The sequence below is a fragment of the Pseudomonas sp. PS01270 genome, from assembly GCF_029959775.1.
Lineage (GTDB): Bacteria > Pseudomonadota > Gammaproteobacteria > Pseudomonadales > Pseudomonadaceae > Aquipseudomonas > Aquipseudomonas atacamensis.
On record NZ_JASCPT010000001.1, the window covers coordinates 16,359 to 39,437 of the forward strand.

The following is a 23,079-nucleotide window of genomic DNA, read 5'->3' on the forward strand; positions in this document are numbered from 1 at the left end:
AATGGCTGAACGTCTGAATAACGACTTCCAGTTCATCGATGTCGGGCGCAAGGATCCGAAGAAGAAACTGTTGCGTCAACGCAAGAAAGAGTTCGTTGAAATCTACGAACCGTTCAAACCCCAGCAGTCGGCCGATCAGGCCCACCGCTGCCTGGGTTGCGGCAACCCGTATTGCGAATGGAAGTGCCCGGTGCACAACTTCATTCCCAACTGGCTCAAATTGGTGGCCGAGGGCAACATCCTTCAGGCCGCCGAGCTGTCGCACCAGACCAACACCCTGCCGGAAGTTTGCGGCCGGGTGTGCCCCCAGGATCGCCTGTGCGAGGGTGCCTGCACCCTCAACGACGGCTTCGGCGCGGTGACCATCGGTTCGGTCGAGAAGTACATCACCGACACCGCGTTCGCCATGGGCTGGCGCCCGGACATGTCCAAGGTCAAACCGACCGGCAAACGCGTGGCGATCATTGGCGCAGGCCCGGCGGGTCTGGGTTGTGCCGACGTGCTGGTGCGTGGCGGCGTAACCCCGGTGGTGTTCGACAAGAACCCGGAAATCGGTGGCCTGCTGACCTTCGGCATCCCCGAGTTCAAGCTGGAAAAGACCGTGCTGAGCAATCGTCGCGAAGTCTTCACCGGCATGGGCATCGAGTTCCGTCTCAACACCGAAGTCGGCAAAGACGTGACCATGGAACAACTGCTCGCCGAGTACGATGCGGTGTTCATGGGCATGGGCACCTACACCTACATGAAGGGCGGCTTTGCCGGTGAGGACCTGCCAGGCGTTTATGACGCGCTGGACTTCCTCATCGCCAACGTCAATCGCAACCTGGGCTTTGAAAAGTCGCCGGAAGATTTCGTCGACATGAAAGGCAAGAAGGTTGTGGTGCTCGGCGGCGGCGACACGGCGATGGACTGCAATCGCACCTCGATCCGTCAGGGCGCCAAGTCGGTGACCTGCGCTTATCGTCGTGACGAAGCGAACATGCCCGGCTCGCGCAAAGAGGTGAAGAACGCCAAGGAAGAAGGCGTGAAATTCCTCTACAACCGCCAGCCGATTGCCATCGTCGGTGAAGACAAGGTCGAAGGCGTGAAAGTGGTCGAGACCCGTCTCGGCGAACCGGACGCCCGTGGCCGTCGCAGCCCCGAGCCGATCCCGGGTTCCGAAGAGATCATCCCGGCCGACGCCGTGGTCATCGCCTTCGGCTTCCGTCCGAGCCCGGCACCGTGGTTCGAACAGTTCGAGATCCAGACCGACAGCCAGGGCCGCGTTGTTGCGCCTGAGCAAGGTCAGTACAAGCACCAGACCAGCAACCCGAAAATCTTCGCCGGTGGCGACATGGTGCGCGGTTCCGACCTGGTGGTGACGGCGATCTTTGAAGGGCGCAATGCGGCTGAAGGCATCCTCGATTATCTGGGTGTCTAACCCCGGCGCCTGAGCCAAACGCAATACTCCTGTGGGAGCGAGCCTGCTCGCGAAAGCGGTCTGTCAGCCAACTTCAATGTTGGATGTGCCGGCCTCTTCGCGAGCAGGCTCGCTCCCACAGTTGTTTCTCGGTGTTGCTGATAGCGCATTCCAACGCAATAAATTGACCCGATAGACAAAAGGCTGACCCACATCCGTGCCTTTTGCCTCGCGCTCTGAGAAAATGCCCGCACTTTTTTTCCGGATGCCGACATGACTGCCCTGAAGAACGACCGTTTCCTCCGCGCCCTGCTCAAGCAACCCGTTGACGTCACCCCTGTGTGGATGATGCGCCAGGCCGGTCGCTACCTGCCGGAGTACCGCGCCAGCCGCGCCCATGCCGGCGACTTCATGAGCCTGTGCATGAATCCGGAGTTCGCCTGCGAAGTCACCCTGCAACCGCTCGACCGCTACCCGCAACTGGACGCGGCGATCCTGTTTTCCGACATCCTCACCATTCCCGATGCCATGGGCCAGGGTCTGTACTTCGAGACCGGTGAAGGCCCGCGCTTCAAAAAAGTTGTCAGCACCCTGGCCGACATCGAAGCCCTGCCGATCCCGGATCCGCACAAAGACCTCGGCTACGTGATGGACGCGGTCAGTACCATCCGTCGCGAACTCAACGGCCGTGTGCCGCTGATCGGTTTCTCCGGCAGTCCGTGGACCCTGGCGACTTACATGGTTGAAGGCGGCTCGTCGAAAGACTTCCGCAAGACCAAGGCGATGCTCTACGACAACCCGCAAGCCATGCACCTGTTGCTGGACAAGCTGGCGCAATCGGTGACTTCGTACCTCAACGGCCAGATCATGGCCGGTGCGCAAGCGGTGCAGATCTTCGATACCTGGGGCGGCAATCTGTCGGCGGCGGCGTATCAGGAATTCTCCCTGGCCTACATGAAGAAAATCGTCAGCGGCCTGATCCGCGAGAATGACGGGCGCAAAGTGCCAGTGATTCTGTTCACCAAGAACGGCGGCCTGTGGCTGGAAAGCATCGCCGAAGCCGGCGCCGACGCCCTTGGCCTGGACTGGACCTGCGACATCGGCAACGCCCGTGCCCGCGTCGGCGACAAGGTCGCGCTGCAAGGCAACATGGACCCGACCGTGCTCTACGCCAAACCGGAAGCGATCCGCACTGAAGTCGGGCGCATTCTGGCCAGCTACGGCAAGGGCAGCGGCCATGTGTTCAACCTTGGTCATGGCATCACCCCGGAAGTTGATCCGGAACATGCCGGCGCCTTCTTGCGCGCGGTGCATGAGCTGTCGGCGCAGTATCACGCGTGATCAGCGCACAATAAAAAACGCCCGGCCAATACCGGGCGTTTTCTTTTGCACGATCTAATGTCGTACCCAAATCAACTGTGGGAGCGAGCCTGCTCGCGAAAGCGGTGTGTCATCGAACACTGATGTTGCCTGACACAGTGCATTCGCGAGCAGGCTCGCTCCCACAGGGTTTTATGTCAGGCTTTGACACCCTGCAACGGCGGCAACTTCGCCAGCTTCAACGCCACCAGCAGCGCAATCAGCAACAACGCCCCAATAAACAGCCCGATCCCGTTCCACCCGCCCATATGCCAGAACACCCCGCCCGCCGTCCCGGCAATGCTCGAACCGGCGTAATAACTGAACAGATACAGCGACGACGCCTGACCCTTGGCGGTCAACGCGCGCCGGCCGATCCAGCTGCTCGCCACCGAGTGCGCGGCGAAGAAGCCGAAGGTGAACACCAGCATGCCGACGATCACCAGCAACAACGAGGTGAACATGGTCAGTGCCAGTCCGGCGAACATCAGTGCAATGGTCGCCCAGAGCACTCTGCGCCGCCCCAGTTTGTCCGCCAGCGAACCGATCTTCGCCGAGCTGTAGATCCCCGACAGGTAGACCACCGAGAGCAATCCGACAAATACCTGATCGAGGTTGTACGGCGCGCCCAGCAAGCGGTAGCCGATGTAGTTGAACAGCGTGACGAACGCGCCCATCAGCACGAACGCTTCAAGAAACAGCAGCGGCAGACCGGCGTCGCGAAAGTGCATGGTGAAGCCGTCGAGCAGGCTGCGCGGGTGCAGTGAGCGGGCGCGGAAGTTGCGCGACTCCGGGAGGATCTTCCAGAACACCGCCGCCGCGACCAGCGCCAGACCACCTATCACCAGCATCGCCGTGTGCCAGCTGACGAAGTCGATCAGCACGCCGGTTATCAAGCGCCCGCTCATCCCGCCGATCGCGTTGCCGCCGATGTACAAACCCATCGCCAGGCCGATGTGCTGTGGATGGATTTCTTCGCTCAGATAGGTCATCGCCACCGCTGCCAGGCCGCTCAACGACAGGCCGATCAGCGCGCGCATGATCAATACGCCGTGCCAGCTCGGCATCATCGAACTGGCGATGGTGCACAACGCGGCAGCGAACAGCGCCGCGACCATCACCGGTTTACGGCCGATGCGGTCGGAGATCGGCCCGGTGATCAGCAGGCCGAAGGCCAACATGCCGGTTGCCACCGAGAGGATCAGACTGCTCTGCGCCGCGTTGATCCCGTATTCGTGGGACAGCAGCGGCATCATCGGTTGTACGCAGTAGAGCAGGGCAAACGTCGCAAAGCCGCCACAGAACAGCGCCAGCACCGTGCGCATGAATGCCGGCGTGCCTTTTTCGATGTAGATCTCTTGCAGCTCGGCGAGGGTATCGTCGCCGGCAGCGGGCGGGATTTCGTGGGCAAGGGGCGCGACAGCAGTTTTCACTTCAGACCTCGGAAAGCACAGCCGGGCAGGCAATGAAAAAATCATATAGCTGGCTAATGTTTCTATCCAATATATTGTTCGACCTGTTTGATAGCTTCAGCGACCTAATGGAAATCCTATGGAACTGCGTCATCTGCGTTACTTCATCGCCGTCGCCGAAGAACTGCATTTCGGCCGGGCCGCACAGGTGCTGGGCATCTCCCAGCCACCACTGAGCCAGCAGATTCAGGCGCTGGAGCAACAGCTCGGCGCGCGCTTGTTCGAGCGCACCAATCGTCGGGTCGAGTTGAGCGAGGCCGGTCGCCTGTTTCTGCAGGAGGCGCGGCTGGTGCTGGCGCAAGTCGACAAGGCAGCGGATGTCGCCCGCCGTGCGCAACTTGGCGAGCTGGGTGAATTGAAGATTGGCTTCACCTCGTCGGCGCCGTTCAATTCGACGATTCCGCAGGCGATTTTTTCCTTTCGTCAGCGCTTTCCGGCGGTGCATCTGAACCTGCGCGAAATGAGCAGCACCATGGTCGCCGATGCTCTGGTGGACGAGTCTATCGAAGTCGGGATCATGCGCCCGCTCGGATTGCCGGATTCACTGAGTGTTGTGGAGTTGATGCGCGAGCCATTGGTGGCGGTGCTCAGTTCCAAGCATCCACTGGCCCAAAGTAGCGATGAAGGCCTGTTTCTATCGGCGCTGGCGCTGGAGCCATTCGTGTTTTTTCCGCGCAGCTATGGCAGCGGGCTCTACGCACAACTGCTCAGTCTGGCCCGTGACGCCGGCTTCAGTCCGCACTTTGCCCAAGAGGCTGGTGAGGCGATGACCATCATCGGCCTGGTCGCAGCGGGCCTCGGTGTATCGGTGCTGCCAGCGTCCTACCAACGCATGCGCATCGACGGCGTGGTCTACCGCCCGCTGCTCGATCCGGAGGCAATTTCAGCGGTATGGCTGGTGCAGCGCAAAGACCAGAAATCGCCGATGGCCAAGGCGTTTGTCGAACTGCTTACCCGCAAGGTTGAACCGCTGACGGTGTGAAGGCGGCTGGCGCTTTCGCGAGCAGGCTCGCTCCCACAGGGAAACGCATTCCAAGGTGGGAGCGAGCCTGCTCGCGAAGGCGTCGGCCCAAACATCACAGATTTCAGGGCAACCGCACCAAATCCCCCTTCAAAGCCACCCGGGTAACAAAAACTCCTGCCCGGCACTCGTACGTATTCAAATCCTTGCGCACATGCTGGTCGTAGTAACTGACGATATTCACAACCGCATTCGCCCCGACCCGCTTGGCATCAGCCTGCAATTTGATCAGATTCGACTGCAACACCCATTCACACGAAGCCTGGTCGCTCTTGTTGAAACCGTTGGTTTTCAAATCACTGACCACCCCTTGGCGCAGCAACTGCTGAGTGCCCTGCGGCCCGTTGCCGATCAGGTAGAACTTCACACTGCCATCCAGCCGACCGGCGCGAATGGCGTCCGACAGCACGGTTTCGAAAGGCATGTACATGAGGTTGGTGGCATGGCTGGCACTGGGCAGCAGGGCGATAAGCGCAGCGGCCATCAGGGCTTTCACTTGCATGGTCATCTCCTTTGACGGTGAAAGGGAACTGCGAGGGCAGGTACTGAGCCGGGACCTGCTTAAGCGAGTGTAGATGGTGCAAGGGAGCGAGGGGATTGCAGAGAGCTACATTTCCCGTTACGGATCTGCCTTAGGGGAACGCTCGATTTTTGCGCAAACTCGCCTCTTTTCCAGTGAGTGCCACGGATGCCTCTTCGATACCAGCCCAAGGAGGGCAGCGTGCTGATTTGCGATTTCAGAGGCTATGAAGTGCCTGAGACGTTAAAGTCAGGCCTGTTGTCGTTATGCGTAAACACCGCAGCAATAGTCTGTTGGTGGGGCTGTGATGGCGCTGGATATCGCGCCGAGAGGCGAAACGCCAGCCGTTGTCTGCCGATGCATTTCAAGCAATACTGCCTGCGTTCCCGAAAGGGGCTTGTGAGACTCTGAGGATCCTGGGCAACCAGCCATCGCAGAGCCAGGCAGGTAATCGGCGATGACAAGCCAACCTGTCTGTGAAAGGGCGCCGAATGGCGCCCTTTGTCATTTCTGGCGCTTACTGAACCTTCGCCAGATCACCCTTCAGCGCAACGCCCGCCATGATCGCGCCGGCGTGGCATTCGTAGGTTTGCGCGTCCTTGCGCTCGTTGCGCTTGTAGAAGCTGACGATGTTGGTCACGGCGTTGGCGCCGGCGTTTTTCGCGGCCTGGTGCAGGCTGATGATTGCCGATTGGGCGACCCATTCGCAGGCGACTTCGTCGGACTTGTTGAAGGCGTTGGTTTTCTTGTTGGTCACAGCGTCGGGGCTGACCACGGTGACTTTGCCGGCCGGGGTGTTGCCGGCCAGATAGAATTTCACGCTGCCATCGATCTTGCCGGAGCGGGTGGCTTCGGCGACGGCTTTGTCGAATGGCAGGTAGACCGCCGTGTCGCGTGCCTGGCTGACCGCTGGCAGGACGCAGAGCAGCAGGGTAAAGGCGGCGAATTTCTTGAAGTGCATGTAGGTCTCCTTGACCTGGATTGATTCGGTTATGCCCAGCGGCGGAAGATCAACGAAGTGTTGACGCCACCGAAAGCGAAGTTGTTGTTCATCACGTAGTCGTGGTGCATCTGACGAAACTCGCCGCGCAGGTAATCGAGCTTGCCGCAGTGCGGGTCGACCTCGTCGAGGTTGAAGGTGTGCACGTAACGGTCGCTGTTGAGCATCTCGATGCTGAACCATGACTCCAGCGCACCGCAGGCACCGAGGGTGTGGCCGAGAAAACTCTTCTGCGAGCTGATCGGCATGTGCTCACCGAACAGGCTGCTGGTCGCCAGCGTTTCGGCGATGTCGCCCTGTTCAGTCGCGGTGCCGTGGCCGTTCACATAGCCGATGGCGTCCGGGGTGAGGCCGGCATCTTCCAGGGCCAGCTCCATGGCGCGGCGCATCGTGACCTGTTCCGGGCGGGTGGTGTGCTGGCCGTCGGCGTTGCTGCCGAAACCGACGATTTCCGCGTGAATGTGCGCGCCACGGGCGAGGGCGTGTTCCAGCTCTTCAAGCACGAGCATGCCGCCGCCTTCGCCGATCACCAGACCGTCGCGGCCCTTGTCGTACGGGCGTGGGCTGGTCTGGGGTGCATCGTTTTTCAGGCTGGTGGCGTAGAGCGCGTCAAACACCATGGCTTCAGTCGGGCACAGCTCTTCGGCACCGCCGGCGAGCATCAACGGCAGGCGGCCAAACTTGATTGCTTCGTAGGCGTAGCCGATGCCCTGGCTGCCGCTGGTGCAGGCGCTGGACGTCGGAATCAGGCGGCCGGTGAGGCCGAAGAAAATGCTGATATTGGCGGCGGTGGTGTGCGGCATCATCCGCACATAGGAGTTGGCGTTCAGGCCCTCGGCCACCGAGTTGAGCAGCATGTTGCCGAACGCTTTGATTTCGTCAGTGCTGCCAGTGGACGAACCACAAGCGACGCCCATGCGCCCGTCCTTGATCGATTCGTCACCGAGCAGGCCAGCATCGGCCAGAGCCTTTTCTGCTGCGCCGACCGCCAGTCGCGAAACCCGGCCCATGCTGCGCAACTGCTTGCGGGTCCAGTGCGACGGTACGAGAAAATCATCGATAGGCCCGGCCAGACGCGTGTTCAGCTCAGTGAAGCGATCCCACTCGTCCATGCGGCGAATGCCGCTGCGATTGGCCGCGAAATTGCCGGCAATGGTCGGCCAGTCGCTGCCCAGCGAGGTGATGCCGGCCATGCCGGTGACGACGACGCGCTTCATCAGCACAGGCCTCCGTTGACCGCCAGCACCTGGCGAGTGATGTACGAGGCTTCCGCCGACATCAGGAAATTCACCGCAGAGGCCACTTCTTCCGGGGTGCCCATGCGCTGCGCGGGGATCATTTTCATCAGTTCCTCCACCGGCACGTTTTCGTCGAGCATGGCCGTGTCGATCAGGCCAGGGGCGACGCAGTTAACCGTAATTTTGCGCTTGCCCAGCTCGATCGCCAATGCCTTCGCGGCGCCAATCACCCCGGCCTTCGAGGCGCTGTAATTGACCTGGCCACGGTTGCCGATCAGGCCCGACACCGAGGTGATGCAGACGATGCGCCCGGCGGCGCGACGACGGATCATCGGCATCATCACCGGGTGCAGGACGTTGTAGAAACCGTCGAGGTTGGTGCGCAGGACCACGTCCCAATCGTCATCGCTCAGCGCCGGAAACGCGCCGTCGCGGGTCAGCCCGGCGTTGAGCACCACGCCGTAATAGGCGCCATGGTTTTCAACGTCGGCTTCGAGAATGCTTCTGCAGGATTCGCGGTCGGCGACGTCGAATTGCAGGATGCGCGCGCGGCGGCCCAGCGCTTCGATTTCGGCCTGCACCGCTTGGGCTTCGGTCATGCCGCTGCGGCAATGCAGGACGATGTCATGCCCGGCCTGCGCCAGACGCAAGGCAATGGCGCGGCCGATGCCCCGGCTGGAGCCGGTGACCAGTACGGATTCAGTCATCGTGCGACTCCTTTGTCTGTTGCAGATATTGGTTGGCTTGCGGCGGACGGAACACGTTCAGGCGGGCGCTGGCATGAATGCCGTCGCCGTGGATGTGACATTCGAATACGCCCATGCCGTTGTCGTCTTCCAGTGAGCGCAGGCCGTGGATGGTCAGCTCGCTGCCGGGCGCAAAGGCTTCGACGTTGCACTCGAATTTGCGCGTGCCGAGGAGAAAGCCCAGCTCCGGCGGATTGCCTTTTTGCCGGGCGTGGCAACCGGCGAAAGCGGCGACGCTCTGCGCCATCAGCTCGACGCCGACCCACGCCGGCAGGCTGCCATCGGGCAGGTTGAACAGGCCATCGGGCTTGACCGTGAGGCGAGTGAAAATCTGCTCGTCATCGAAGCGCTCGATGGCGTCGATCAGGATCATGTCGCCGGCATGCGGCAGCAGTTCGGCGAGCGGCCAGTGGCTCATGGGGCGTCTCCGATAATCAGGCTGACGTTGTTGCCGCCGAAGGCAAACGAGTTGCTCATCAGGTAGCGCGGTGCAATGGACGTCAGGCGTTCGCTCGCGGTCACCCACTTGAGTGGCGGCAGCGCGGGATCGGCCTGGCCGTCCCAGATGTGTGGCGGCAACGCCTGTTCAGGGTTTTCGGCACTCAGGCTCAGCCAGCAGAACGCCGCTTCCAGCGCGCCGGCCGCGCCGAGGGTGTGACCGGTCAGCGGTTTGGTCGACGAGCAGGCGACGCCTTCGGGAAAAAGCGCCGCGACCGCCAGACTTTCCATCGCGTCGTTGTGCTGGGTCGCGGTGCCGTGCAGGTTCAGGTAGTTGATTTGCCCGGCTTGCAGATGCGCGCGGCCAAGGGCTTTCTGCATCGCTTGCAGAGCGCCGCGACCGCTCGGCTCCGGCGCGGAAATATGGTGCGCATCCGAGCTGGCGCCCGTCCCCAGCAGGGCGATGCCCGGGCCTTCGCCGCGCTGTTTGCTCATCACGAACAGCACCGCTGCTTCGCCGATATTGATGCCTTTGCGGTTGGCGGAAAAAGGATTGCAGCGTTCGTCTGAAACGGCTTCCAGCGAAGAGAAACCGTTCAGCGTGAGCTTGCACAGACTGTCGACGCCGCCGCACAGCACCGCATCGCACAGACCCAGATCGAGCAGACGCTGAGCGCTCATCAGCGCGCGGGCGCTGGAAGTGCAAGCGGTAGAAATCACGTAGGCCGGGCCGCTCAGGCGCAGCCACTCAGCGAGGAAATTCGCCGGGGCGCCGAGTTCCTGCTGGCGATAGTCGTACTCGGGAGGAAATTGCTGTTCGCGGATGTAATGCGCCAGACCCCGGCTGGCCTCGTCGATACCCGAGGTGCTGGTGCCTAGCACCACGCCTATGCGCTCGCGGCCGAAGGTCTGGATCGCACGATCGATGTCGTCTCGAATCTGCAGCGCTGCTTCCAGCAGCAGCTGATTGTTGCGGCTGCTGTGCTCGATCAGTTCGACCGGGATCGGCGCCAATTCACCGTGTACGCCGGCCACAGGCAGCTCACGCTCGGCGACCCAGCCGGACTCGCGGCGCATGCCCGAACAGTCGCCGGCAAACAGATTGCGCGCGACTTCAGACTTGTCGCGGCCCAAAGCGCAGATCACGCCGAGGGCATTCAGGTAAGCGGTCATGGCGTCGATTCACCTAACTGGGAAACGCGATAGTGCGGGCCTTGGGGCAGATTCAATTGGAAGCTCAACGGTTGTGAATAGCGGATGTTCCAGCGCGCCGGCAGTGAACGCTGATCGGCCTGTTGCCGGGCGTCGGGATAATTGCGCAGCAGTTCGGCGGAAGGCGTCAAAGCGAACAGCAATGCGGCGAACAGCTCCCGAGCTTCCGGGTTCGGCGGCAGCAGACCGTCGGCCTGCCAATGCCCGTCGATCAGTTGCTGGCGGGCCTGGGGAATGCCCAGCGGATCCATCATCGACCAGCGCGTGCCGGCGCCTTCGCGCTGGATCACCAGCAGCCAGTCCTGACGTTGCCCGGCCTGCTCGCGCTCGATGTGCAGTTGCAGCGGCAGAGGCAGTGTCGGGTTGGCCGCTGGTAGCGGTGGCTGGCTGGCGCAGGCACTGAGCAATAGGGCGCAGAACACCATCATCAGCCACACTGAAATCCCTGTGGGAGCGAGCTTGCTCGCGAATGCCGTCTCACATTCAAATTTTTTGATGGCTGAAGCACCGCTTTCGCGAGCAAGCTCGCTCCCACAAGTGATGTGTGGCATCAGGAAACTTCCACTTTTGGTTTGCGCGCGACGACATTCACCAGCGTCTCTTCACGCTCACCGAACTGCTTGGGCTTGCTCAACCCCAACCGCTCCAGCAAACCAAAATCCTTCGACCGGCTCCACCACAGATACGGGTAGGAAACATTGCGCTCGGCAAACTCGAAGCCCTGCTCGCGAATCATCTGCAGGTAGCCGGCGGCGCTCTTCTGCACATGCATCGGATGGCGGAACAGCCAGCGAATCACCCAGGTATCAATGTAAGCCTCGGTGGACTCGGCGAACAGCAGATAGCCGCCCGGTTTGAGCACGCGATAGAACTCGGCCAAGGCCTTTTCCTGCTCGACCAAGTGGTGGAAGGTCTGGTGGCAGAACAGCAGGTCGACGCTGGCATCGGCGACGTTGAGCGTGGCGCAATCGCTGCCGATCAAGTCGACTGGCATGCCCAGGCGCGTGGCCTCTTCGGCGCTGAGTTGCAAACTGTGCGGGTCGGCGTCGACGCCGATCAGGCGCTGCGGGGCGAAGGTCTGGCGCAGGTGGCCGAAGGACTTGCCCTGACCGCAACCGGCGTCCAGCAGCACCGGGTGTTCCGGCAGCGCTTCACTGAACAAGCCACGCAAATCGTTGATCGCCACGCGCAGCACGTGGTGCTGCCAAGTGTGGCTGCGCAGGAACCAGAGGCCGAAGCGGGTTTCCTCGACGTAACTGTCGCTCAGGTAATTCATGAGGCGTCCTGCGCGCAGAGTTGGGAAATCATCTTCAGCCGGCGCCGCGCTTCGCTGACGAACGGGTTGCGCTCGTCCCAGGCGTAACCGGCGAGGATCGAGCAGATCATCCGGCGAATCTCCGCCTGGCTGTCCTCGTAGAAAATCACGTCCTGGAAGGTGCCGGCGTACCAGCCTTCGACGTAGCAGCGGAAGGTGTCGACGCCGCGTTTCAGTGGCTCGGCAAATTCGCTTTGCCAGTCGACCGTTTCACCCTGCAACTGACGGTGCAGCACACCGGCGGCCATGCTCGCCGAACGCATGGCGATGGTCACGCCGGAGGAGAACACCGGGTCGAGGAATTCTGCGGCGTTGCCCAGCAGCGCGAAGCCCGGGCCATGCAGGGTTTTCACATTGGCCGCGTAGCCGCCGAGGGTGCGCGCCGGGGTGTCCCAGACCGCGTTGTTCAGAACCCCGGCGAGGCTCGGCGTCTCGGCGATAAAACTGCGCAGGCAGGCATCCAGGTCGCTGTCGCGGCCCTGAAAGTGTTCCTCAGCCGCGACCACGCCCACCGAGCAGCGGCCATTGCTGAACGGGATGGTCCAGAACCACACATCGCGATGCTCGGGATGGGTGGTGACAAGGATCTTTTCGCGGTCGAACGCCGGATTGTCGATGTGATCTTCAACGTGGGTGAACACCGCTTGGCGCACCGGGAAATTCGAAGGCGCTTCGAGGTCGAGCAGACGCGACAGCACGCGGCCGTAGCCGCTGGCGTCCAGGACGAAATCGGCTTCGACACGGTACTCGCTGCCGTCTTCGCGACGCACATCAAGGAGTGGTTTCGCCTGATCGAAATCGACGCTGACGATCGCATCGCCATAACGGATTTCCGCACCTTGCAATGCCGCTTGATCGGCCAGCAACTTGTCGAAATCAGCGCGCTGCACCTGGAACGTGGTCGGCTTGCCGGCGGTGAAGGTGTCGCCAAAATCGAAAGCGCTGTAGCGCTCGCCCCAGGCAAACGCCGCGCCGGTCTTGCGCTGGAAACCGGCGGCGTTGACGGCGTCGAGCATGCCGGCTTCTTCGACGAAATCCAGGCAGTGGCTGAGCAGGCTCTCGCCAATGGAGAAGCGCGGGAAGTGCTGGCGCTCGAGCACCAGCACATCGTGGCCCTTGCGTTTGAGCAGGGCTGCGGCGATAGCACCGGACGGGCCGGCACCGATGATCACGACCTGACGGGATTCCATTTCAACGATTGGCACGTGAGCTCCGGGGCAAGGGACTGTTCAGATTCAGGGGCGCGCGATGCAGGCCGATAAGGGCCGGCAGTAGCGTCGCGATCAGGCCCATCAGCATCAGCGCGAAATACAGCGCCGGGGTGATGAGCTGTTGTTGCAGCAACAGATTGAGAAAGACGATTTCGCTCAGGCCGCGAATGTTCAGCAGTACGCTTTCGCGCCAGCGGCTGGCACCCGCGAACGAGGCTCCAGCCCAACCGAGGCCGAGCCAGTTGCCGAGCAGTTTACTGGCAATCGGCAACAGCAGCAGCGCCGCCCACTGCCCGGCGCCAAGGCTGGCGAGGGCGCTGTGCACGTCGATCTGGACGATACCGAACGTGAGGATCAGCGGGATCGCGATCCACGTCTGCAAGCGGCTCATCCAGCGTGCCGGCAACGGCAGCACCAACGGCACTTTCAGCAGCGCCATGCACAGCAGATAGCCGATGCCGAAAATCAGCGCGTTGAGTTTGTAATGCTCGGCCATGACCAGCAACGCGAAGAAGCCGAGGCTGTAAGTCAGCGGGCGACGCACGCGCAGCAGGTGCAAAAGCAGCGGCGCGCCGGCCATGGCTACAGGCAGCAACAGGCTGCTCAAGTGCAGGCTGCCCTGGGCGAGGCCGAACAGCGTCCAGCAGGTCAGGTCGATAAGGATCGCGGTTTGCACCAGACGCCGGGTGGCAGCGGGCGGGTAATCGATGTGACGCAGATACAGGTACAACACCGGGATCGCCGTTATGGCGAAGACCAGTCCGATGGCCAATGCGCTGAGCCACGGCTGCGCCGGCAGCAACAAATACGCGACCGCCAGTCCGCAAGCGAACGGCACAGCGAAACTCGGTACAGCGATTTTTACGCTTTGGCGATCCAGACGCAGATCGATGACATCGCTGAGGATGTGCCCGAGCAGCAAGGCGAAGCTCAGGCTGTAGAGATCTTTCAGCCAGTGCGGCGCGATCAGTTGTGCGCCGCTGAGCTGCCAGCCCGGCTCGATCCAGAAGTACATCAGCAACGGCAAGCCGAAGCTCGCCAGCAGTAACTGGCTGACGATCGGAATCAGGCCGAAGTGACGGCCGACCCGGGTCGCCAGGGCGAACAGCGCCAAGGCCAGCAACCAGAAGCCGAAGACCATCATGCGGCTGGCTCCGCAACCGGATCATGGCGCCCGGCCCACGGCGCGAGCATGAAGCTGAACGCCAGGCCGAGGCTCACCGACAGGCCGAAATTGCTCACCGCCGGGGTGCTGGACACCGCCAGCAGGCCGAACGACAGCCACGTCGTCACCGCTGCGAGCAAGGTGCCGAGCAGGCTCACCGCCGCGCCGCCGACCTGTTCACGCATGAGGATTGCGTAATCGACGCTGATCGCCGTCACCAGCAACAGGCCGAACAGGCTGAACAGGGTCAGCGGCTGACCGAGCCAGCCAAGGCTGGCCAGACTGCACAGCGCCGCCAGCAGCGGCAGGGCGACGATACGCAGGGCGCCGGTCAGGCCGAACGGCAGCATCAGCACCAGCACGATCAACACGCAGGAGGCCAGTTTCAGTTCGGCGGCGCTGATCTGCGTGGCGGCAAAGACCGTGTTCAGGTCACCGAGGCGATCGACCAGCACCACCCCCGGCAAATCGAGCGCTTGCACGCGCAACAACGACGGATTGTTCAAGCCCTGCAAACTGGTCATCGCTGCGACGCCGTCTTCAGTCGGTCCAAGCCACAGTGTCCGATACGGCTCACCGAGCGGGCCGGCCAGCGCGGCGTCGATGTCTTCGGCGGGCAGGGTCTGCAATTGCTGCAATTCATTTTGCAACGCAGCCACCGGCACGCCGAGATCGAGCAGCGGTTGCCAGAACGACGGCAGCTTGTTCAGTGATTCACGCACTTGCTGTTGCTGGCTCGGCGCGCTGACCAGTTGATCGAGGGCCATATAACCTTGCAGTTTGTCGAGGTTGACCAGTTGCTGCAGGCGCTCGCTCAGCGCTGCCTGGCGCTCGAGCAATTGCTCCTGATTGGCCGCACGGACGAGGAAGAACTGGCTGGTCGGTTGATACCCGGTGATGCGCGCGATGGTCTGCGCTTCGTCGGTCAGATGCTGCGGCGCGCCGACCCATTGGCGGATATCGTTTTTGCTCTGCAACTGCATCAGGCCGCCGACGCAGAAGGCGATCAGCAGGGCCAGCAGCGCGGGCGTGCGAATGCAACCGAGCAGCGCCTCACGCAGATGAATCAGGCGTTCGGCCAGGCGCAGCGGCCATTGCGCCGGGCGCAGTTGGACATTTTTCAGCAGCGCCGGCAGCAGGCAGACCGCCGACAGATAGGCACCGAGCAAGCCGGCAGCGGAGAACACGGCGATCTGCGTCAATGCCGGGAACGGCGTCCACGCCAGCGCCAGGTAGCCGATAACGCTGGTGATCAGGCTCAGGGTCAGCCCCGGCAAGGTCAGGCGCAGGGCCGGCCAGCTGCGCCAAGGCTTGAGACTCCAGCTCTTGGACAGATAGTGCAGCGGGTAATCGACGGCAACGCCGATCAGACTCGAGCCGAGCACCAGCGTCATCACATGCATGTGGCCGAACAGCGCAACGCAGGCCACCGCGCCGAACAGCATGCCGACCAGCACCGGGACGAACGCCAGCAACACGCCCCAACGGCGAAACGCCAACAGCAGCAACAGCAGAATGCCAACCGTCGCACCACCGCCGACCCAGGTCATTTCGCGGGTGGCTTGTTGCTGGCCGTTGGCGGCGTAGAGCAGGCCACTGGCGGCGAGCAACTGCACGTCGCTTTTCGCCGCTTGTTCGCGGCTGTGCTGGAGCAGCTCTGCCACTTGCAACGGCAGGTTCATGTCGAAGGCATTGCCGGTGGTGCGCGCACGCAGCATCACCCAGCTCTTGCCGTCGGCATCGGCGACCAGTGCGCCGCTGCCGATGTCCAGTTGCACTGCGCCATGTTTCGGCTGGCTGTTCTGGATGCGCCCGGTCAGGCCGAGCCAGTCGTCCTGGCTCGGCACCAGGGTGAAGCCGTTGAACGGATCGAACAGCGCCTGCACCCGCTGCTGGATGAACGCGTCGGGGTGCTCGCTGAGTAGCTGCCGATCATCCGCCGAGAGCATCGCCAAACGCCCTTGCAGCAATTGCTTGCGCAGCGCCGGCAAGTCGGCTTGCAGGTTCCATTGCACGGTTTCGAACAGACCGCTGGCCTGCCATTGTTCGCCCAGTTGCTGAGCCATGTTCAGTGCTTGCTGGCGATCGGCGTGACCGACCAGCACCAGCATTTCGCGATTGAGCGGTTCTTGCATGCGCTGTTCGGCGCGCGACTCCAGCGCATCGGGACTGGTCCCGGGTACCAGCTCCATGAGATTGGCCGACAGCGGCGCACCGTCGCGCCACTGCCAGGCAGCCAGCGCGACGACGGCCAGCAGCAGGCTCAGAAACAGCCAGGGCAGCTTGCGTTCACTCGGCAAAGTCATGTTGCTCCGCTTCGCTCAGGGGTTGCTCGGCCGTGCTGTCCTGCATGCGCAGCAGGGTGCTGTCGCCCTGGGTTTCCAGCAGCTCGATGGTTTGCACAAGGGCGCCGCCATCGATATTGATCTGCTTGAACACTTGCTTGAGCAGCATCGAACGCGGCGTCAGGGTCAGTTGCCACTGCTGCGCCGTGCCGCTCAGGGCCAGTTCGAAATCGCGCTGCAAACCGCTGCTGTCACCTTGCAGCACGGCGAGGAACAAACGGTTCTGCTCGGCGCCGGCGCTCTTGTTCGGCAGCAGTTGCCAGCCGTTGCTGTCACGGCGGGCGATGCCATTGGCGGTGATGCGGTAATCCTGTTGCAGCGGAGTTTTCAACAGCCACAGCAAGCCATGATTTTTCGCGAGGACGAAGCTGCCCTTGCTGATCAGCGGCTGCGGCAGGGCGCGCAGGTGTTTTTCCTGGATGAACTGGCCGTGGATAACATCCGGTTTCGCCAGTTGTTCACTGAGTTGTTGCAGGTCGAAGGCATTGGCCCATGACGACAAGACCAGCAGCGTCAACGCGCCGAGGCTTCTGAAAAACACATTCATCGCAGCATCCTTTCTACGGCATCGGTGAAGACTTTGGGTGAAGCCAGTTGCATCTCTCGGCTGCTGACTTCGACAGCGACCTGCACGGAGCTTGCGCGGGTCAGGCGTTCGCCGGTCTGCAGGTCGCTGATCAGATAGTTGATCTTCAGACGGTTTTCCCACTCGACCAGGCTGGCGCGCACGTTCAGCCGCTGGCCGAACACCGCGCTGCGCACGTATCGCAGTTGCAGGTCGATGATCGGCCAGGCGTAACCCGACTCGACCATGTGCGTGTAGTTATGGCCGATCTTGTCCAGCAGCGCACAGCGCGCCACTTCGAGGTATTTGACGTAATGGCCGTGCCAGACCACGTGCATAGTGTCGACGTCGAAAAACGGCACCAGAATCTCGGTATCGGCATGAAGCACTCCGGCACTACGCATGCAGCCTCCAGTGTTGCGCGGCGATGCGTTGCAGGCACAGGCGCAGTTCGCCTTCCAGCGCACGGTCTTCGATGACCGGCGGGAAGTCTTTGCCGAGTTCTTCGTGCATCGCCGCCAGTGCCGGCGGCAGCGGACGCGCATCGAAGGCTTGAGCGCGCAGCCACACGCCCTGGTTGGCGGCGAGCAGGGTGGCGGCGGCGACCTGTTCGGTCAGCTCCAGCACGCGAATCGCATCACGGGCGGCGATGGTGCCCATGCTCACCTTGTCCTGGTTGTGGCATTCGGTGGAGCGCGAGAACACGCTGGCCGGCATGGTGTTCTTCAACGCTTCGGCGGTCCAGGCGCTGGTGCCGATCTGCACCGCCTTGAAGCCGTGATTGATCATGGCCCGATCGGCTGGCGCGCCGGATAGGTTGCTCGGCAAGCCATGGTTGTAGCGCTCGTCGACCAGCAACGCCAATTGCCGATCGAGCAGATCGGCGACGTTGGCCACGAGGTTTTTCAGGCTGTCCATAGCGAACGCAATGTGCCCGCCGTAGAAGTGCCCGCCATGCAGAACGCGCTCGGCTTCGGCATCGATGATCGGGTTGTCGTTGGCGCTGTTCAGCTCGGTTTCGATGAAGCCGCGCAGCCAGTTCAGGCTGTCGGCCAGCACGCCGAGCACATGCGGCGCGCAACGCAGCGAATAACGATCCTGCAGACGATGCAGTGGCGCGGTCGGCGCGTCGATCGCCAGATCCTTGCGCAGCCACGCGGCGACCTGCATCTGCCCCGGGTGCGGCTTGGCGGCGAACAGGCGTTCGTCGAAGTGCTCCGGATTGCCTTGCAGCGCGACGACGTTGAGCGCGGTGATGCGCGTGGCCAGTTGCAGCAGATAATCGGCGCGAGCGAAGGCGAGGCAGGCGAGGCCGGTCATCACCGCCGTGCCGTTCATCAGCGCCAGCGCCTCTTTCGGGCGCAGCACCAGCGCTGTCCAGCCGAGCTCGCGATGCACGTCGGCAGCCTGACGACGTTCGCCACGGAACAGCACTTCACGCTCGCCGGACAGGGTTGCGGCGACATAGGAAAGAGGCGTCAGATCGCCGCTGGCACCTACCGAACCCTCTTCGGGAATCAACGGCAGGATGTCGTATTCGAGAAACGCATGCAGACGCTCCAGCAGTTCGACGCGCACCCCGGAAACGCCGTGACACAACGACTGCAAACGCGCCGCCAGCACCGCGCGGGTTGCCTGCGCGTCGAGCAGTTTGCCCAGGCCACAGCCGTGGAAGGTGTAGAGATGACGCGGCAGCGCCTCGACGTGATGCAGCGGCACCGCGACCACGCAGGAATCGCCGTAACCGGTGGTGACGCCGTAGATCACACCTTCCTTATCCAGCAGCGAATCGAGAAACCGCGCGCCCTTGGCGATGCGCTCGCGATAGTCGGCGTCAGCCTGCAACTGCACGGGCGCCTGACGGTTGGCCAGGGCCAGCACGTCTTCGATGCGCAAAGGGCGTTCGCCGAAGGTTACCGGCTCATGGGTTGGCGTCGTCATCGGTCTTCCAGAAAGGGTAAAAGTTGAACCATTGCTGCGGGGCTTCGAGGCAATAGTGACTCAGGCGCTGCGCGTAGCGAGTGGCCCACTGATGAATGACCTGCTCGCGCTCGCGGCGTGTCCACACCACCGCGTCGGCGAACGGTTCGAGGGTCAGGCGATAGTGGCCGTCGGGTTGCTTGAGACACATCAGCAGGTTGACCGGGCACTTGAGCAGGCCGGCCAGCAACCATGGGCCTTGCGGAAATGGCGCCGGATGGCCGAGAAAATCCACCGTCACGCTGCGCCCGCCATGCAGTGGCACGCGGTCGCCGGCAATCGCCAGCCACTCGCCGCGTTCCAGTCGTTCATGCAGTTGCAGCATGATCACCGGGTCGAGTTCGCTGACCTGAATCAGGCGCAGATTGGTCGCCCCGGCCTCGCCAAGCAAGCGGTTGAATTGTTCGGCGTGCTTGGTGTGCACCAGCACGTTCATGGTGACCTTTTCGCCGATCTCCGCCAGCGCCCGGCACACTTCGAGATTGCCCAGATGCGCGCCGACCAGCAGTTGCCCGCGACTGCCGCGCAACTGCTTGCGCAGCAGCGCCGGGTCGATGATTTCGATCTGCTCGATGCTCAGCTTGCCGTTCCACACATCGAGCTTGTCGAGCAGCGAATCGGCAAAGGTCATGAATTGGCCGAACACCCGCCAGTGGCTCGGGCGCAGGTCGTCGCGCCGGCTCCACGCGGCCAGCCGCTGCTGGTACTGCCAGGCACTGCGCCGGGCGATCCGGCCGAACAAAAAGAAATACAGGACGATGCCGTACAGCAACGGACTGAGCAGGCGCCGGCCGAGGACTTTGGCGGCGAATGCAGTGAATTTCATCAGCAGGAAACTGCCGCGCTCTTCGCGGTCGGCCCAGTGCTTCTTGTCGACTTCTTCACTCATGGTTTCCACCGCCGCCAGAGAATCAGCGGCCAACGCAGCAACATGCCGAAGAACAGCCGCGTGTGCATGCTGGAAATCAGCGCGTTGTCATGGAACAGGCGAAAGTGCGATACACCGTCCAACGGGTAATGCACGCTGGTCTGCAGCCAGCGCATCGGCTGATTGCGCCAGGCCAGCCGCACAAGGATGTCCGAGTCGAAATCCATGCGCTTGCCGACCTTGGCCGAATCGATCACCGCCAGAGTCGGCGCCAGCGGATAAACACGGAAGCCGCACATCGAATCGCGAATCTGCAACGACAGGGTGTTGATCCACACCATCACGTGGGTCAGGTAGCGTGCGTACAAACGCCCTTTCGGCACGCTCTCGTCGAACAGCGGATAGCCGCAGATCATCGCCTCGGGATGAGCGCGGGATTCGCCGACGAAGCGCGCGACGTCGTGCAAATCGTGCTGGCCGTCGGCATCGACCTGCAAAGCATGGCTGTAACCCAGACGCGAGGCTTCACGCAGACCGGTCATCACCGCGCCGCCCTTGCCCTGATTGGCTGTGAGACGCACCAGGAAAACCCTGTCGCGCTCGGCCAGAGTGTCGAGCACCCGTGCGCAGGACTGCTCGCTGGCGTCGTCCACCAGAATGCACGGCAGACCTTGTGCAAGCAGGGCATCAACCACGGTGGTGATCGCGGTTTCGTGGTTGTACACCGGGATTACGGCGCAGGGGTTATGCATGGGCAGGCCCCAGGAGAATGCGTCCGCTGGAACACGTCGCCGTGTCGTTGCGATAGGCGAAGTACAACTTGCCGCGCTCGGCATCGAAACGCAGATGCAGCTGGATTTCATCACCCGGGCGCACCAGTTGCTGGAATTTCAGCACTTCCATTCCGGCAAACGCGCCGTCCAGCTTCAGCAACTGCCGACCCAGATTCAGCGCCCACTCCACCTGCACCACACCGGGCAACACCGGTGCCTTGGGAAAGTGTCCGCTGAAGTAGGCCAGATCCGGCGGCACGCTGAGTTGCAGGCTCCATTCGCCGTCGCTTGCGCTCTGCTCCAGCACTTCGGGGGCTTTCGGCCGTGCGGCCAGCAGCAGCGCTTCGACGTCGGCTTGCGCCAGTTTGCCCTGGCTGTTCAACGGCATCTGCCGCAGCAGGCGCCAGCGCCGGGGCAGGGCGAGGGCTTCGCAATGCTGGCTCAAATGTTTGCGCAGGGTTTCGGTCAGGTCGCGGCGACCGTGCTCGCGCAGGGCGAACAGGCCCGATTCGCTGAGCACCAGCAGCGCACCGAGCGAAGCGCGGTTTTCCTGCACGACACCGAGGCGCGCTTCGGCGACCCAGTCATGGGCTGCCAAGGCCTGCTCGAGCATCGGCAGCGAGATGCGTTTTTCTTCCAGTTTGACGATGCGGTCCAGTCGCCCCAGCAGTTCGAAGCGACCATCGGCGGCAATGCGTGCGGCGTCGGCGCTGTGTTCGACATGGCCGGCAGGCAGGTAAGGCGAAGAAATAAGCAGGGCGCCGTCGCTGTCCTGGCTCAGTTCGACGCCAGCAAACGGCCTCCACAACGAATCGCCCTGACGCCAGGCGATGCCGCCAGTTTCCGAGCTGCCGAGGATTTCCGTCGGCCATTGCTGCAAGCGCTGTTGCAGACTTTGCGCCGCTTCCGACGGCAACGCGCCCCCGGAGGAAAACACCCGGCGCACCGCGCTCAGGGCCGGCCAGTCGAGGTTGTCGCCCATGCGCTTGAGCAGCGCCGGGCTGGCGACCCAGGCAAAGGCCGGATGCTCGCGGCTGGCGCGTTGCAGGTCTTCGGAAAAGGCCAGTTGCCGGCGCACGAACGGGCGCCCGGCGCACAATGGCCACAACACGCGAAACAGCAGGCCATAGATGTGTTGGGTGGCGACACTGCCGATGATGCAGGCTTCACCGAGGTCTGCGCCCCACAACAGCTCCAGCGCTTCGACCTCGTTGGCCAATTGGCGCAGGGTCTTGTCGATGCGCTTGGGTTCGCCGCTGGAGCCGGAAGTGCACAGGCTCAGGCGGCATTGATCGAGATCCAGTTCTGCACCGGGCAGGCCGGGCTGAGTGAAGTCGTGCAACTGGGCGTCGCCGGGTTGATCGGTCAGCCATAGATCGACTTCCTGCGACCAGCGCTGACGCGTCTGCGCTTGCAGATCCGCCGGCAGCAATACGCTGACGCCGGCACGCCAGGCACCGAGCAGGGCGATGGCAAGGTCGGCGGCATCTTCCAGCTGCACGGCCAGCCTTTTCACGCCTCGGCTTTGCAGACCCGCGGCGACGCTCAAGGCCTGCGCTCGCAGTTGCGTGTGATCGAGTGCCGGCGCCTGGCAGATCGCCCGTGCCGGCAGTGCCTTGAGCAACAGCTGCTCAAGTTTTATCCAATTCATGTACGGCCTCTTACCCGTTGTCGTATCAGCCATTCAATGGCAAACATCAGGCCGATCAATCCGTAGGAGATCAGGCCGGTGTACAACATCCACCAATCCAGCGGCGCCCACAGGGTGAGGAGGGCGGCGCACAAACCGTTGCAGAAGAAAAACACGCTCCAGGCCAGCGTGACCTTGCGCGTATAGCGAATGGCAACCTGCGGCAGTTCCGGCTCGCGCAAGCGCGCCAGACGCTCGACCATTGGCGGGCCGTATTTCAGGCTGGCGCCGAACAGCACCAGCATGAATGCGCTGATCAGCACCGGGTACCAGCGCAGCAGCTGCGGGCTGTCGAACACCGCCAGCAGCAGGCAGAACACCATCGCCACGCACGCCATCCACAGGCTGCCGGGCTTGCGTTCGCCGGTCAGGGCGCGCGCCAGCCACAGGCTGCCCAGCAGCAGCGCAAATTGCCACGGGGCGAAATGCTCCATGCCGAAATACACCGCAAAGGGGTACAGCAGACCGGCCAGCAGCAGGCCCAGGCCGATCAGTCGGCTCATGCGGCCGGTTGAACCAGACGGAACACCGCCTCGACCACGTCACCGACGGTGCGCACCGATTTGAATTCTTCGGCGGCGATTTTCTTGCCGGTCTGGCGTTTGATGTGATCGATCAGGTCAACCGCATCGATGCTGTCGATTTCCAGATCCTGATACAGATTGGCGTCCATGCTTACGCGGGCCGGATCCAGCTCGAACAGCTCGACCAGGGCATCGCGCAGGGTGTTGAAGATATCGTCACGAGTTTGCATGGTCCGGT

The 23,079-nt window shown here is 62.6% G+C and carries 23 protein-coding genes; 3 read left to right on the forward strand and 20 right to left on the reverse strand.

The genetic code is table 11. The features are described from left to right. Position 1 precedes the first annotated feature (1 nt). Together QMX86_RS00055 and hemE are read left to right on the forward strand one after the other, a co-directional pair. Positions 2–1,420, forward strand: coding sequence for an FAD-dependent oxidoreductase (locus QMX86_RS00055; protein WP_007909438.1), 1,419 nt, complete (start codon positions 2–4; stop codon positions 1,418–1,420). 252 nt (positions 1,421–1,672) lie between these two features. Beyond that, the gene (hemE, locus tag QMX86_RS00060) at positions 1,673–2,740 is read left to right on the forward strand and encodes a uroporphyrinogen decarboxylase (protein WP_243241430.1); all 1,068 of its coding nucleotides are present in this window, start codon (positions 1,673–1,675) and stop codon (positions 2,738–2,740) included. 176 nt (positions 2,741–2,916) lie between these two features. Here the strand turns inward: hemE and QMX86_RS00065 are convergent, their stop codons facing one another. Beyond that, the gene (locus tag QMX86_RS00065) at positions 2,917–4,191 is read right to left on the reverse strand and encodes an MFS transporter (protein ID WP_282387874.1); all 1,275 of its coding nucleotides are present in this window, start codon (positions 4,189–4,191) and stop codon (positions 2,917–2,919) included. Between the two features lie 118 nt (positions 4,192–4,309). Between QMX86_RS00065 and QMX86_RS00070 the strand changes: the two genes are divergently transcribed. After that, complete coding sequence (locus tag QMX86_RS00070; RefSeq protein WP_076565243.1) at positions 4,310–5,212, forward strand: LysR family transcriptional regulator; 903 nt, start codon at positions 4,310–4,312, stop codon at positions 5,210–5,212. A 103-nt stretch (positions 5,213–5,315) separates the two neighbouring features. Here QMX86_RS00070 and QMX86_RS00075 read toward each other — a convergent pair whose 3' ends face one another. The 19 genes from QMX86_RS00075 to QMX86_RS00165 form a co-directional block, all read right to left on the reverse strand. Then, a complete protein-coding gene (locus QMX86_RS00075) occupies positions 5,316–5,753 on the reverse strand; it encodes a hypothetical protein (protein WP_024011278.1) in 438 nt (145 codons plus the stop codon). A 535-nt stretch (positions 5,754–6,288) separates the two neighbouring features. Beyond that, a complete protein-coding gene (locus tag QMX86_RS00080; protein ID WP_122705121.1) occupies positions 6,289–6,732 on the reverse strand; it encodes an excinuclease in 444 nt (147 codons plus the stop codon). Between the two features lie 29 nt (positions 6,733–6,761). Then, on the reverse strand, positions 6,762–7,988 hold the full coding sequence (locus QMX86_RS00085) for a beta-ketoacyl-ACP synthase (protein WP_024011280.1): 1,227 nt from the start codon (positions 7,986–7,988) through the stop codon (positions 6,762–6,764). Further along, the gene (locus QMX86_RS00090) at positions 7,988–8,716 is read right to left on the reverse strand and encodes a 3-ketoacyl-ACP reductase FabG2 (protein ID WP_110644845.1); all 729 of its coding nucleotides are present in this window, start codon (positions 8,714–8,716) and stop codon (positions 7,988–7,990) included. The genes QMX86_RS00085 and QMX86_RS00090 overlap by 1 nt, the downstream gene beginning before the upstream one ends. Further along, positions 8,709–9,173, reverse strand: coding sequence for a hotdog family protein (locus tag QMX86_RS00095; RefSeq protein WP_073471610.1), 465 nt, complete (start codon positions 9,171–9,173; stop codon positions 8,709–8,711). The genes QMX86_RS00090 and QMX86_RS00095 overlap by 8 nt, the downstream gene beginning before the upstream one ends. Beyond that, the gene (locus QMX86_RS00100; RefSeq protein WP_282386843.1) at positions 9,170–10,366 is read right to left on the reverse strand and encodes a beta-ketoacyl-[acyl-carrier-protein] synthase family protein; all 1,197 of its coding nucleotides are present in this window, start codon (positions 10,364–10,366) and stop codon (positions 9,170–9,172) included. Before QMX86_RS00100 ends, QMX86_RS00095 begins: the two co-directional genes overlap by 4 nt. Further along, entirely contained in the window at positions 10,363–10,833 is a 471-nt protein-coding gene (locus QMX86_RS00105; protein WP_348776304.1) for a hypothetical protein, read from the reverse strand. Before QMX86_RS00105 ends, QMX86_RS00100 begins: the two co-directional genes overlap by 4 nt. Before the next feature lie 122 nt (positions 10,834–10,955). After that, complete coding sequence (locus QMX86_RS00110; RefSeq protein ID WP_282386845.1) at positions 10,956–11,681, reverse strand: class I SAM-dependent methyltransferase; 726 nt, start codon at positions 11,679–11,681, stop codon at positions 10,956–10,958. After that, entirely contained in the window at positions 11,678–12,925 is a 1,248-nt protein-coding gene (locus QMX86_RS00115; RefSeq protein ID WP_282386846.1) for an NAD(P)/FAD-dependent oxidoreductase, read from the reverse strand. Before QMX86_RS00115 ends, QMX86_RS00110 begins: the two co-directional genes overlap by 4 nt. Next, the gene (locus tag QMX86_RS00120) at positions 12,912–14,075 is read right to left on the reverse strand and encodes a sodium:proton antiporter (RefSeq protein WP_282386847.1); all 1,164 of its coding nucleotides are present in this window, start codon (positions 14,073–14,075) and stop codon (positions 12,912–12,914) included. The genes QMX86_RS00115 and QMX86_RS00120 overlap by 14 nt, the downstream gene beginning before the upstream one ends. After that, the gene (locus tag QMX86_RS00125) at positions 14,072–16,402 is read right to left on the reverse strand and encodes an MMPL family transporter (RefSeq protein WP_282390375.1); all 2,331 of its coding nucleotides are present in this window, start codon (positions 16,400–16,402) and stop codon (positions 14,072–14,074) included. Before QMX86_RS00125 ends, QMX86_RS00120 begins: the two co-directional genes overlap by 4 nt. Beyond that, positions 16,386–16,988, reverse strand: a complete 603-nt coding sequence (locus QMX86_RS00130; RefSeq protein ID WP_071174163.1) for an outer membrane lipoprotein carrier protein LolA — start codon at positions 16,986–16,988, stop codon at positions 16,386–16,388. Before QMX86_RS00130 ends, QMX86_RS00125 begins: the two co-directional genes overlap by 17 nt. Then, positions 16,985–17,410, reverse strand: coding sequence for an acyl-CoA thioesterase (locus tag QMX86_RS00135; protein ID WP_071174164.1), 426 nt, complete (start codon positions 17,408–17,410; stop codon positions 16,985–16,987). Before QMX86_RS00135 ends, QMX86_RS00130 begins: the two co-directional genes overlap by 4 nt. Further along, positions 17,403–18,947, reverse strand: a complete 1,545-nt coding sequence (locus QMX86_RS00140) for an aromatic amino acid ammonia-lyase (protein ID WP_282384891.1) — start codon at positions 18,945–18,947, stop codon at positions 17,403–17,405. Before QMX86_RS00140 ends, QMX86_RS00135 begins: the two co-directional genes overlap by 8 nt. Then, positions 18,928–19,875 (reverse strand): glycosyl transferase, encoded by a 948-nt coding sequence (locus tag QMX86_RS00145; protein WP_073471618.1) that lies wholly within the window; start codon positions 19,873–19,875, stop codon positions 18,928–18,930. The genes QMX86_RS00140 and QMX86_RS00145 overlap by 20 nt, the downstream gene beginning before the upstream one ends. Beyond that, on the reverse strand, positions 19,872–20,606 hold the full coding sequence (locus QMX86_RS00150; protein WP_151551123.1) for a glycosyltransferase family 2 protein: 735 nt from the start codon (positions 20,604–20,606) through the stop codon (positions 19,872–19,874). Before QMX86_RS00150 ends, QMX86_RS00145 begins: the two co-directional genes overlap by 4 nt. Further along, complete coding sequence (locus QMX86_RS00155) at positions 20,599–22,278, reverse strand: acyl-CoA synthetase family protein (RefSeq protein WP_282384884.1); 1,680 nt, start codon at positions 22,276–22,278, stop codon at positions 20,599–20,601. Before QMX86_RS00155 ends, QMX86_RS00150 begins: the two co-directional genes overlap by 8 nt. Then, positions 22,275–22,820 (reverse strand): hypothetical protein, encoded by a 546-nt coding sequence (locus tag QMX86_RS00160; RefSeq protein ID WP_076565270.1) that lies wholly within the window; start codon positions 22,818–22,820, stop codon positions 22,275–22,277. Before QMX86_RS00160 ends, QMX86_RS00155 begins: the two co-directional genes overlap by 4 nt. Next, positions 22,817–23,071, reverse strand: coding sequence for an acyl carrier protein (locus QMX86_RS00165; RefSeq protein ID WP_016772026.1), 255 nt, complete (start codon positions 23,069–23,071; stop codon positions 22,817–22,819). The genes QMX86_RS00160 and QMX86_RS00165 overlap by 4 nt, the downstream gene beginning before the upstream one ends. Between the last annotated feature and the right edge of the window lie 8 nt (positions 23,072–23,079).

Coding starts and splice junctions, on each gene's coding strand:
- QMX86_RS00090 (WP_110644845.1), bottom strand. CDS start 8,716: ATGACTGAATCCGTACTGGTCACCGGCTCCAGCCGGGGCATCGGCCGC.
- QMX86_RS00165 (WP_016772026.1), bottom strand. CDS start 23,071: ATGCAAACTCGTGACGATATCTTCAACACCCTGCGCGATGCCCTGGTC.
- QMX86_RS00110 (WP_282386845.1), bottom strand. CDS start 11,681: ATGAATTACCTGAGCGACAGTTACGTCGAGGAAACCCGCTTCGGCCTC.
- QMX86_RS00075 (WP_024011278.1), bottom strand. CDS start 5,753: ATGCAAGTGAAAGCCCTGATGGCCGCTGCGCTTATCGCCCTGCTGCCC.
- QMX86_RS00070 (WP_076565243.1), top strand. CDS start 4,310: ATGGAACTGCGTCATCTGCGTTACTTCATCGCCGTCGCCGAAGAACTG.
- QMX86_RS00105 (WP_348776304.1), bottom strand. CDS start 10,833: ATGATGGTGTTCTGCGCCCTATTGCTCAGTGCCTGCGCCAGCCAGCCA.
- QMX86_RS00155 (WP_282384884.1), bottom strand. CDS start 22,278: ATGAATTGGATAAAACTTGAGCAGCTGTTGCTCAAGGCACTGCCGGCA.
- QMX86_RS00100 (WP_282386843.1), bottom strand. CDS start 10,366: ATGACCGCTTACCTGAATGCCCTCGGCGTGATCTGCGCTTTGGGCCGC.
- QMX86_RS00080 (WP_122705121.1), bottom strand. CDS start 6,732: ATGCACTTCAAGAAATTCGCCGCCTTTACCCTGCTGCTCTGCGTCCTG.
- QMX86_RS00125 (WP_282390375.1), bottom strand. CDS start 16,402: ATGACTTTGCCGAGTGAACGCAAGCTGCCCTGGCTGTTTCTGAGCCTG.
- hemE (WP_243241430.1), top strand. CDS start 1,673: ATGACTGCCCTGAAGAACGACCGTTTCCTCCGCGCCCTGCTCAAGCAA.
- QMX86_RS00055 (WP_007909438.1), top strand. CDS start 2: ATGGCTGAACGTCTGAATAACGACTTCCAGTTCATCGATGTCGGGCGC.
- QMX86_RS00135 (WP_071174164.1), bottom strand. CDS start 17,410: ATGCGTAGTGCCGGAGTGCTTCATGCCGATACCGAGATTCTGGTGCCG.
- QMX86_RS00085 (WP_024011280.1), bottom strand. CDS start 7,988: ATGAAGCGCGTCGTCGTCACCGGCATGGCCGGCATCACCTCGCTGGGC.
- QMX86_RS00160 (WP_076565270.1), bottom strand. CDS start 22,820: ATGAGCCGACTGATCGGCCTGGGCCTGCTGCTGGCCGGTCTGCTGTAC.
- QMX86_RS00095 (WP_073471610.1), bottom strand. CDS start 9,173: ATGAGCCACTGGCCGCTCGCCGAACTGCTGCCGCATGCCGGCGACATG.
- QMX86_RS00140 (WP_282384891.1), bottom strand. CDS start 18,947: ATGACGACGCCAACCCATGAGCCGGTAACCTTCGGCGAACGCCCTTTG.
- QMX86_RS00145 (WP_073471618.1), bottom strand. CDS start 19,875: ATGAGTGAAGAAGTCGACAAGAAGCACTGGGCCGACCGCGAAGAGCGC.
- QMX86_RS00150 (WP_151551123.1), bottom strand. CDS start 20,606: ATGCATAACCCCTGCGCCGTAATCCCGGTGTACAACCACGAAACCGCG.
- QMX86_RS00120 (WP_282386847.1), bottom strand. CDS start 14,075: ATGATGGTCTTCGGCTTCTGGTTGCTGGCCTTGGCGCTGTTCGCCCTG.
- QMX86_RS00130 (WP_071174163.1), bottom strand. CDS start 16,988: ATGAATGTGTTTTTCAGAAGCCTCGGCGCGTTGACGCTGCTGGTCTTG.